Source organism: Yinghuangia soli (assembly GCF_021502675.1).
Taxonomy (GTDB): domain Bacteria; phylum Actinomycetota; class Actinomycetes; order Streptomycetales; family Streptomycetaceae; genus Yinghuangia; species Yinghuangia soli.
This window is the reverse complement of the sequence record NZ_JAKFHA010000074.1, coordinates 1-8,916: the sequence shown is the minus strand read 5'-3', so window position 1 is coordinate 8,916 and position 8,916 is coordinate 1. Positions and strand designations below refer to the sequence as shown.

The 8,916-nt window shown below is 71.4% G+C and carries 7 protein-coding genes; all 7 read right to left on the bottom strand.

All coding sequences use genetic code 11. The features are described from left to right. The coding region (locus LZ495_RS43360; RefSeq protein ID WP_235058819.1) for a hypothetical protein at positions 1 to 1,088 on the bottom strand (1,088 nt) is incomplete at its 3' end. A 294-nt stretch (positions 1,089 to 1,382) separates the two neighbouring features. Next, entirely contained in the window at positions 1,383 to 2,237 is an 855-nt protein-coding gene (locus LZ495_RS43355) for a hypothetical protein (RefSeq protein WP_235058818.1), read from the bottom strand. Between the two features lie 164 nt (positions 2,238 to 2,401). Continuing rightward, positions 2,402 to 4,228 carry a hypothetical protein gene (locus tag LZ495_RS43350; RefSeq protein ID WP_235058817.1) on the bottom strand — a complete coding sequence of 609 codons (1,827 nt, stop codon included), beginning with the start codon at positions 4,226 to 4,228 and terminating at the stop codon, positions 2,402 to 2,404. Between the two features lie 132 nt (positions 4,229 to 4,360). Continuing rightward, a complete protein-coding gene (locus tag LZ495_RS43345) occupies positions 4,361 to 5,185 on the bottom strand; it encodes a hypothetical protein (protein WP_235058816.1) in 825 nt (274 codons plus the stop codon). Between the two features lie 109 nt (positions 5,186 to 5,294). Further along, positions 5,295 to 6,080, bottom strand: a complete 786-nt coding sequence (locus LZ495_RS43340; RefSeq protein WP_235058815.1) for a hypothetical protein — start codon at positions 6,078 to 6,080, stop codon at positions 5,295 to 5,297. A 5-nt stretch (positions 6,081 to 6,085) separates the two neighbouring features. Then, a complete protein-coding gene (locus tag LZ495_RS43335) occupies positions 6,086 to 7,492 on the bottom strand; it encodes a neocarzinostatin apoprotein domain-containing protein (RefSeq protein ID WP_235058814.1) in 1,407 nt (468 codons plus the stop codon). Then, positions 7,492 to 8,688 carry a WxL protein peptidoglycan domain-containing protein gene (locus tag LZ495_RS43330; protein ID WP_235058813.1) on the bottom strand — a complete coding sequence of 399 codons (1,197 nt, stop codon included), beginning with the start codon at positions 8,686 to 8,688 and terminating at the stop codon, positions 7,492 to 7,494. Before LZ495_RS43330 ends, LZ495_RS43335 begins: the two co-directional genes overlap by 1 nt. Between the last annotated feature and the right edge of the window lie 228 nt (positions 8,689 to 8,916).

The window sequence follows — 8,916 nt, the reverse complement described above, 5'->3', positions numbered from 1 at the left end:
GGGGTCCACTTGAACGACGACTTCGAGATGGTGCCGCCGGTGTCCGAGGTGAAGTCGGACGTCTTGGCGGTCAGCGACCAGCCCTTGGTCGAACCACGGAAGTCCTGGATCGCGACGGTGTTCAGCACACCGGTCATCGTCTGGGGCTTACCGTTGATCGTGATCGGCGACAGCGTCACACCCGCACTGGCCTGCTGCATCGCCAGCGGACCCGGGAGAACGTCACCCGTGGGCAGGATGAAGGGATCCGGGCCGACGACGTCGACACGGAAGGGGACTTGGGTCAACTGCACCCCGCCGTTCGACGCCCCGATCGCGGTGGTCGAGGGATCGGTGACGGTCAGGACCCCGTTGACGACGCCGTCCGCCGGGACCGGGATGTCGACGCGGTCACCGGTCGGACCGCCGGCGCCGATGCCGTAGAACGACACAGTGCCGCCAGGCGTGAAGTTGCGCCCGCGCACGGTGACATCGGTCGGCAGGACCCCGTGGGTCGGAGAGATCTGGTCGACGATCGGCGGCAGCGGGACGTTCTCGACCGGGAGGCCGATCACGGGCGGATTGAGCCCTCCCGGCGTGCAGACCACGTCGCCCAGGTCAGTGCCGGCCGCAACTGTGTGGTTCCGCAGTTCCACCCAGGTCAGCTGGACTTGGGCGCCCGGCATGGCACTGGCCGGGATGGTGAAGTCCACCTCGAACGGGTCGGCGTCGATCGGGCCGGCCGGCAGCGGATCGAAGGTCCTCGAGACCGTCCACTCCACCGGGCCGGTCGCCGCACCGGACATCATGAATTTGAAGGTGCTGGTCACGGTGACCTGCGACAGCGGGAAGGGGCTGCCGACCGGGCTCGTGCCCGGATCCACGGAGAGACGCACGGTCTCACCCGGGGCGTACGGGGAGGTGCCGGTCAGGTCGGAGACCGTGAGAGGCATCGGGCTGGTCTTGGTGCCGACCGGCAGCGGTGCCACACAGGTCACCGGCGGCGTCACCGTACCCGCGGATGCCGCAGGGGCCAGGGCGACCAGGCCGAACGCACCGACCGCGGTGGCGGGGGCAACGGCCAATAGCCTCTTGGCTGTTCTGAACACGAGGAAGTGCCTCCCTTCCAGGGGCTGCTGCCGCCGCCGGGGAGCGGGGCAGTCGAACACCGCACCGGGAAGAGACGTACGTGCCGACACGATCTCCGGCTCCCCCGATGCCGTTCCGTGCACTGGAACTCGTTCTTTTTCAAACGAGTGACTTATTCCGCCATGCGCGACAGGTAAAGTCAAGGCAATTTCAAGGGAGTTCGCGGGAAAACGCCTGCGGCGCACTGCCGTTGACAGTGCGCCGCAAAATCTCGGCAAAGCCGCCCGGTCGGGTCCGGGCCGGAATTTCCCGGGTCAGTCGTCCTCGGTGTGCCGGCGCCAGGACATGAGCATCGTGACCACGGCCATCATGAGGACCAGGGCCCCCGCGGCGATGGCGAAGATGGTCGCGCCGGACATGCCGCCCTCGTCCGAAGTCGACGCCGAGCCCTTGGGCTTGATGGTCGCGCTGGAGGGCTCCGGGGCGACCGGGGCCGTCGCGGTGGCGGTGCCGAAGACCGGGAGGTCGCTCGGCGGCGCCGGGACTGCCGTCTGCGGGCCGGCGGACTGGCCGCTCGGCTGCGCCGGGCCCTGCGCCGGGTTGAGCGGGGCGTCCTGCGCGGTCACCTTGACGACCACGGAGACGGGGACCGGCGCGATCGGCGTGCAGGTGGTGGTCTGCAGGCCGAAGGTGTGGGTGTTGGTGACCATCTTGCCCGGGGTCAGGGAGATGTCGCCCTTGGCCTCGATGGGGATGGTGAGTTCGCCCTCGTAGGGCGGCACCACGATCTGGTTCGGGGTGCCCGGGATGTCGACCAGCATCTGCGGGCCGAGCAGGCGCACGGTGCCGCTGGCGCCGCCGGACATCGTGAGGTCGATCGACGGGGTGAGCGGGGTGCCCGGCAGGGCGATGGGGCTGGTGGCGATGTTCGGGCCGAGGGTGACCCGGATCTTGACCTTGTCGCCCGGCCGCACGGCGGTCTCCGGGCCGTCCAGGCGGACCAACTGCTCCCCGGTCGCCGCGGGTTGCTCCAGCGGGAGCACGCAATGCACCTGCATGCTCACCTCGGTGCCGGCCAGCGCGGGCGGGGCCAGGCCAACCACCGACGCGGCAAGGGACGCCGACGTCAGTCCCAGGACGAACCCGGCTCTGGCTATGCGTCGAGCCATCGGATATCGGGGTCCCTTCATCGATGTACGCGTTGACCACAAGCCGGGTGCGGATCTTCCCGGACGCACAGTACGCGAAGGGTCCTCCGTCCGGGAGTGATCCCGGCCGGAGGACCCTGTCACCGCCTCTGCGTCTTCATGCCACTAGGCGCTCGGCCGGTGCCTCAGCCCCGCGCCTGCAGCCGGCGGCGGCGCCGCGGCAGCATCAGCAGCACGCCCACCGCGGCGAGCACCGCGGTGCCGGCCACCAGCGCGAAGGCGTTGACCGAGGTGCCGTCCGAACCGGTCTTGGCCAGGCCGCCGCCGGTCGCGGTCGAAGTGCCGCCGCCCGCCGGGGGCGTGCCCTTGTCACCGCTCGCCTTCATGGTCGCGGAGACCGCGGAGGACTTGACGGTGCAAGTCGTCTCCGACTTCAGCGGCAGGCCCTGCGGCACGGTCTTCAGCACCAGCGTGCCGGGGCTGAAGGTGAAGTCGCCGCCGCCCCACACCTCCCACTGCCCCTTCAGCGCGCCGGGCGCGGTGAGCGGCTGGCCGGGGTTGGCGGTCACCGTGAAGCCGTTCAGCGACGCCTTGGCGGTGCCCTTCTCCGTGCCGCCCTCGACGATGTCGACGGTGAGCTCGGCGGTCTCCACCGTCAGCTGCTGGTTCGCCGGGGTGATCGAGGGTGCGCTGCCGAGCTTGCCGTCCTTGAACTCGGCCAGGATGTCGACCTTGTCCTTGGCCTTCGCGGCGCTGGGCACGAGGATCTTGATGCCGAGCGTCTGCTCGCTGTCCGGGATCCCCGGGAAGGGCTTGCCGTCCACCAGCGTCTTGCACGCGTAGGAGACGCTGACTTCCTTGCCGTTCGGGTCGGTCACGACCGGGTCGTCGGCCTGCACGGTGTAGCCGGCCTCGGCCGACTTGCCGTCCGCGGTGGCCTTGACCTTGACGGTGCCCTTGTCCTTGACGACCAGGTCGATCGCGAAGGTGCCGTCCGCCTTGACCTTGCCGGTCGCCTTGTCGTCGGTGGTGCTGCCGTCGGCCTTCACGCCCACGATGTCCACGGCCGCGTCGGCGGTGAAGTTCGTGCCCTTGACCGTGGTCTTGTCACCGGACTTGCCGGTCGCCGGGTCGGCGGTGATCGTCGGCTTCGGCTGCTCCGGGGCCTTCACGAGCAGCTTGGTCTTCTGCTGCTTGGTGCCGTCGCTGACCTGCACCTGGTACTCGCCCGCCACGACCGAGTCGGCCAGCACGGCCTTGCCGGACAGCTTGCCCTCGGCGTCGGTCTTGAGCGTGTCGCTCTTGAACTTCGCCTCGTCGCAGTTGTTGCCGTCCTTGTCGCACAGCGACGGCTTGGCGTCGGCGACGCTCGCCGTCCAGTTCACGCCGTCCAGCGCGATCTCGCCCTTGGGCGCGACGGTGTTCGGCGTGGCGGCCAGCGTCACGGTGCCGGCCGGGACCTCCTTGACCTGTACGGAGAACACGACACCGTTGTTGTCGCCCGGGGTGCACGGCACGTTGCCGAAGTCGGTGCCGTCCGACACCGTCTTGTTGATCAGGTCTTTCCAGGTGAGCTTGAGTTCCTGGCCCGCGGTGGCGTTCGCCGGGACGGTCAATTGGACGTCGAACGGGTCGGCATCGATCTGGCCGGTCGGCAGCGGGTCCATGTACTTCTGGACGACCCACTCGACCGGACCGGTCGCGGCACCCGACAGCTCGAACTTGAAGGTGCTGGTCAGGTCGACCTTGGGCAGCGGGAACGGGCTGCCGATCGGGCTCAGGCCCGGGTCGACCGTGAGCGCGAGCGTCGACCCCGGGAGGACGGGGTCGGCGGCGCCGGTGACCGTCATCTTCATCGGGGCGGTCTTCGTCCCGATGGGGGCGGGTGCGACACAGGTGACCTGCGGCTCCACCGTGCCCGCCGAGGCGGCCGGCGCCATCAGCACCAGGCCGGTGGCCCCGAGCGCGGTGGCGCCCAGGGCCGCAGCGGTCTTGCGGTATCTGGTGATCATCAGTCGGAGCTCTCCTTGTCCGGACACGGACCGTGCCGGCAGCCGCGGGCCGCCGGGGGGAACGGTTGGGTCGTGCGGACCGCAGCGCTCGGCCACGGCAGTCGGAGCGCGCCGCACCGGCGCATCAGGCCGTCATCCGGCCTCTCTGCGGCGCCGGACGACGGGGTTCGTGATGAGCACGGCGATGGCACCGAGAGTGGCGGTGCCGGCGAGCATGGCGACCGCGGTGACCCCGGCCTTGTCGCCGCCGGTGGGGGCCAGGCCGCCGCCGGTGGTGGTCGAGGAGCCGCCCGTCGTGGTGGTGGCGGTCGTGGTGGTCGCCGTGGTCGTGGTCGCGTCCTGCTTGACCCCGGCGTTGACGTTCTGCTCCAGCACGGTGGTCGCCGGGCTCGGAGTCCCGGTGGTCGGCACGGCCGCCGCCTTGTCGGCCGCCTTCACGGTCAGCACGGGTTCGCCGAGCTTGTCCGGTGCGCAGTCCAGGCGCAGCAGCCCGCCCGAGGCGTCGGCCAGCTGCACGGAGAGGCTGCGCAGCGTGATCGACCACGAACCGGCCTTGTCCACCGGGAGTTTGCCGGTCAGTGCGCCGGCCTCGCGGATCTTCTTGTCGGCCTCGATGGGCACGTTGCCGGTCGGGGACTCCAGTTGGAGCGTCCCGACCTGGCTGCCTCCGGTGACCGCGAACGTCAGCCGGGTGCCTTGGTACGTGGCCGCGGCACCCGAAGAGGCGTTCGCCACCACGCCGTTCTTGAAGGTCGCCGAGATGTCGGCGGAGCCGCCCGGCTCGATCGTCTCCGGTGCGGTCAGCTTCAGGTCGAAGGTGAGCGCCTGGGTCTGGCCCGCCTCGCCGCCGACGCCCACGCACAGCAGCGCCGCGGACACGTCCTTCGAGGTGTCCGCGGCGAGGGCGGTCGGGCCTGCGGCTGCGGCGGTCCCCGCCAAGAGCAGGGTGGATCCCAACACCGTGAGGGTCCTGCCCGGTCCTCTCATGAGGCTGCGGTCTCCCTTCTCCGGGCGGCGTGCGCCCTTGTCGTCCGTCGGTTCCGGATCCGCGGATCCGGAGGAAGTCTCAGGTGAGCGTCAAGAGCAGGACGCTCGTGTAGTCCTCCGGCGCCGCAGCGGCGACCGGCACGCGCATGGTGAAATCCGCGCCCACGTCGAACCGGCCACCGGTGACCGTGTCGAGCGACGGGGTCGAGCAGAGCAGGGCGGTGCGGCTCATGGCCGCCTCGGATCCGGTGACCACCTTGCTGGGGTAGGGCTCGCTGCCCGGCGCCGGGCGGCAGAACGGCTTCCATTCGAGCCGGTCCGCGCTGATCCGGGTGCCGTCCCGGGCCACGAAGTCCGACATGGTGGCGGTGAGCGACCAGCCGGACCGCGAACCGCGGTAGTCCTCGACGATCAGCGGGTCGAGCTTGCCCCAGGCGACGCCGAGCAGCGTGTTCACCTGGAGGCGGCCCTGGCCGGTCCCCGGGGTCCGGGGGTTCACGGTGAGCTGGCCGGGTCGCAGCCAGGCACCGACGGCCTGTCCGGGGTCGGGTGAACCGGGGTCCACCGCCCCCGGGTTCTGGATCCGGGTGTCGTACTGAAGCCCCGGGGTCCCGGGGTCACCGGTTCCCGTGCCGTCGGTCGGCGAACCGGTGGGCGAGGGCTGCGCGGGGGACGGCGGGCCGGACGGCGGCGCCGAAGGCGGGGCGTCGATCGCGACCGGCGAGGCGGCCCGGGGGCCTTCGACCTCGCCGCAGTAGGTGTCGTCGCAGTGCACCCCGGAAGCCAGGAACAGCGCCACGACCACGCCGATGCCGACCGCGATCAGCACCAGCAACCCGGTCCCCCTTCCGGGCAGTTCGGCCATCTGCCTCACTCCCCGTCCGACGGATTCCAGGCCAGTCCCCTGGCGACGTCGTCCGGACGCACCAGCCGGCGCGCCGCGGATCCGGGGTCGGCCGCGCCGTCCGCCGGCTCCGGCGGACCGGCCGGGGCGGCATCCGCTGCCGGGCCGGCCTCCAGGGCGCGCGGCGCGAGGTCGGGGGCCGAGAGGGTGCCGTACGGCTCGGGGTGACCGGTCGGCGGTCCGGCGAACAGCGGCCCGGAGACGACCACCGTCTCGTCGACGCTGCGCAGCGGGACGCCGCCGCCGAGCCGCGGCGCACCGGCCGCGACGAGCACCCCGGCGGGCTGCTCGGCCGCGGCGGCGGGCCGGCCGGCCTTGCCGGCCTCGTCCGCTTTGGCGCCCAGCGCGTCGGACATGCCGAGCGGCACACCGACTTCGCGGTCGCGCTCGGCGGCGCGCTCGTCGCGGTGGAGCCGCACGGCGTGCACGACCGAACTGCCCAGCCGCCACACGGTCAGCGGCACGACGACCACGAGGAGGGCGAAGAAGAGGTAGACGCCCCACGGGCGTTTGACGTTCAGGGCCTGCTCGTCGACCACCTGGTCGCCGTACATGACGCGGTAGACGAAGCGCCCGTGCTGGCGCGGTTTCAGCTCGAGGTCGAGCGAGATGACCGCCTTGGCGCCGGGCGCGATGGTGCCGTTCCACGCCACTTCGCGCCAGCGCGCGGCGTACACGCCCTCGTAGGTGCCGATCTTGAAGGTCGGCTTGACGATGGGCGACTGGCCCATGTTCGCGACGCTGATCTCGAAGCGCCGGGTCACCGGCGAGCCGAACCAGGTGAACACGGTGTCCTTGCCGGCCATCCAGCTGTCGATGAAGACCAGCCGGCCGGGGGTCAGCACGTTCGCGGGGAGGGGGGCCATGGCGGCCCCCTCGATCTCGATCGGCGTGTTGCGTTCGAGGACGCCGCCGGTGACCGTGACCGCGCGCACCACGCACGGGCAGGGCTTGGGCGGTGCGGTGACCTTGATGCGCGCGGACATCGAGCCGTCGGCGGCCACCGTGATGCTGGTGGACGCGGTCTGGGCGCAGGTGTTGGAGCCGCCGAGGGCGTTCTGGCCGCACACCGCGACCTGCACCAGCGATCCCGGGATCCAGCCGGTGCCCTGCACCTTGAGGAACTGGTCGAGCTTCACCGCGGCCGGTTCGAGGGTGATCTTCGCGGCGTCCGGGTCGGCGGCCGCGAGCACGGGGGCCGAGGCAGGCGAGGACGCCGGAGCCGCGCCGGCTCCGGCGGGCAGGCCGATGAGGACGAGCACACCGAGCAGCGCGGGTACCAGCGCCCGGAAGACAGCACTCCGCGATCCCCGGCGCGGCCGGCCGGTGGCCGGGCGCTCCGGGGATCGCGGGTGGTTCGGATGGCGCCGCATCAGTCGGCATCCCCCGGGGAATCGGCGGATTCCGGCGCGGCCGAGCGGCCGCCCGTACCGGCGGCGACCGGCTCGGTCGCGGGCTTCTCGGGAGCCGGGGCCGGCTCCGCCTCGGCGCCGTTCGGCGCACCGCCCGGACCCGCCGCATTGCCGTCGCCGCTGCCGTCCTTGCCCTTGGGGCGGCGGAAGTACTGCCAGGCGAGGCCTGCGCCGATCAGCAGCACGGCCAGGACGAGCAGGGCGGGCCACGGGACCGCGGTGTACGACGTCGACGACTTGCTGACGAGGCCGTCCTCGGCGGTCGCCTTGATCTTGACCGTGACGCGGTCGAAGCGCGGTGCGGAGTTCCATTCCTGGCGCATCTCGACGGACTGGCCGGGCATCAGCTCGACCGGGATCTCGTCGCCTGCCGGGTGCTTCATCAGGCTGCGGCCGAACAGGCCGGTCGCCTCCACGTCGAAGCGCGGGCGGACGATGATGTTGCCGCGGTTGACGATCGTGTAGTGGATCGTGGCCTTGCCGGTGCCGAAGAACGCGTTGGCGTCGCGCTCGATCCGGACGTTCTCGATGTTCATCCCCGGCACGATGTTGCCGGCCACGCGGAGGTAGACACGCGCGCCGATCTGCCGCTGGACGTTGATCTGGATGTCGCCCTCTTGCTTGGTGCCCTCGATGGCGTTGTTCAGCGCCACGACGCCGCCGATGTGGTCGCCGGGACGCGCATTCGCCGGGATGGTGATGCTGAACGGCACCTGGGCGCGCTGGCCGGGCTGCAAGGTGAGGGTGCGCTGCGATTCGGGGATCTGGATCCACGCACCGACCTCGTCGCGCGGGTCCTCGGCACGGTCGAGCGCGAAGCCGCCGTCGCGCGGCGTGTTGGTGGCGTCAGAGCCGAAGAGCGTGAAGGTGATGGCCTTCTGGCTGGTGTTCGCGACGATCGCGACGTCCTGGATCGTGGTGCCGGGCGCGCCTTCCAGGAAGAAGTAGCGGCGCGAGTTCTGGGTGGTCCCGTCCGGTACCAGCGGGTCGATCGACCATTCGCCATTGCCGACCGCCGCGGCGGGTTGCGCGGGCAGGACCAGGAACAGAGTGCCCATCATCATGAAGACCGCGGACAGGGCGCCGGATATCCGGCGGAGCCCGCCGCGGGAATGCCCGCGCGGTGCTCTGGTGCGGCGAATCGACGCGACCTTCATGGGGGTTCTCCTGCGGTTCGGGATCGGCGTGGACGGCGCGGCCCTCGGGAGCGGACCTCGGGAACGCGCAGCGCCGAAACGGCGCTCTGTCTGCGGGTGTTGCGGCATTTCAGGCGGTGTCTCGGCGGTCGCGGAGTGGGTGGAACGGGCCGGCTGCCCGCCCCACCCTCCGCTCTGCGCCGATCCGCAGCGGCAGCGGTGCCGCGGGTCGGGCGACGGTGGATTCCG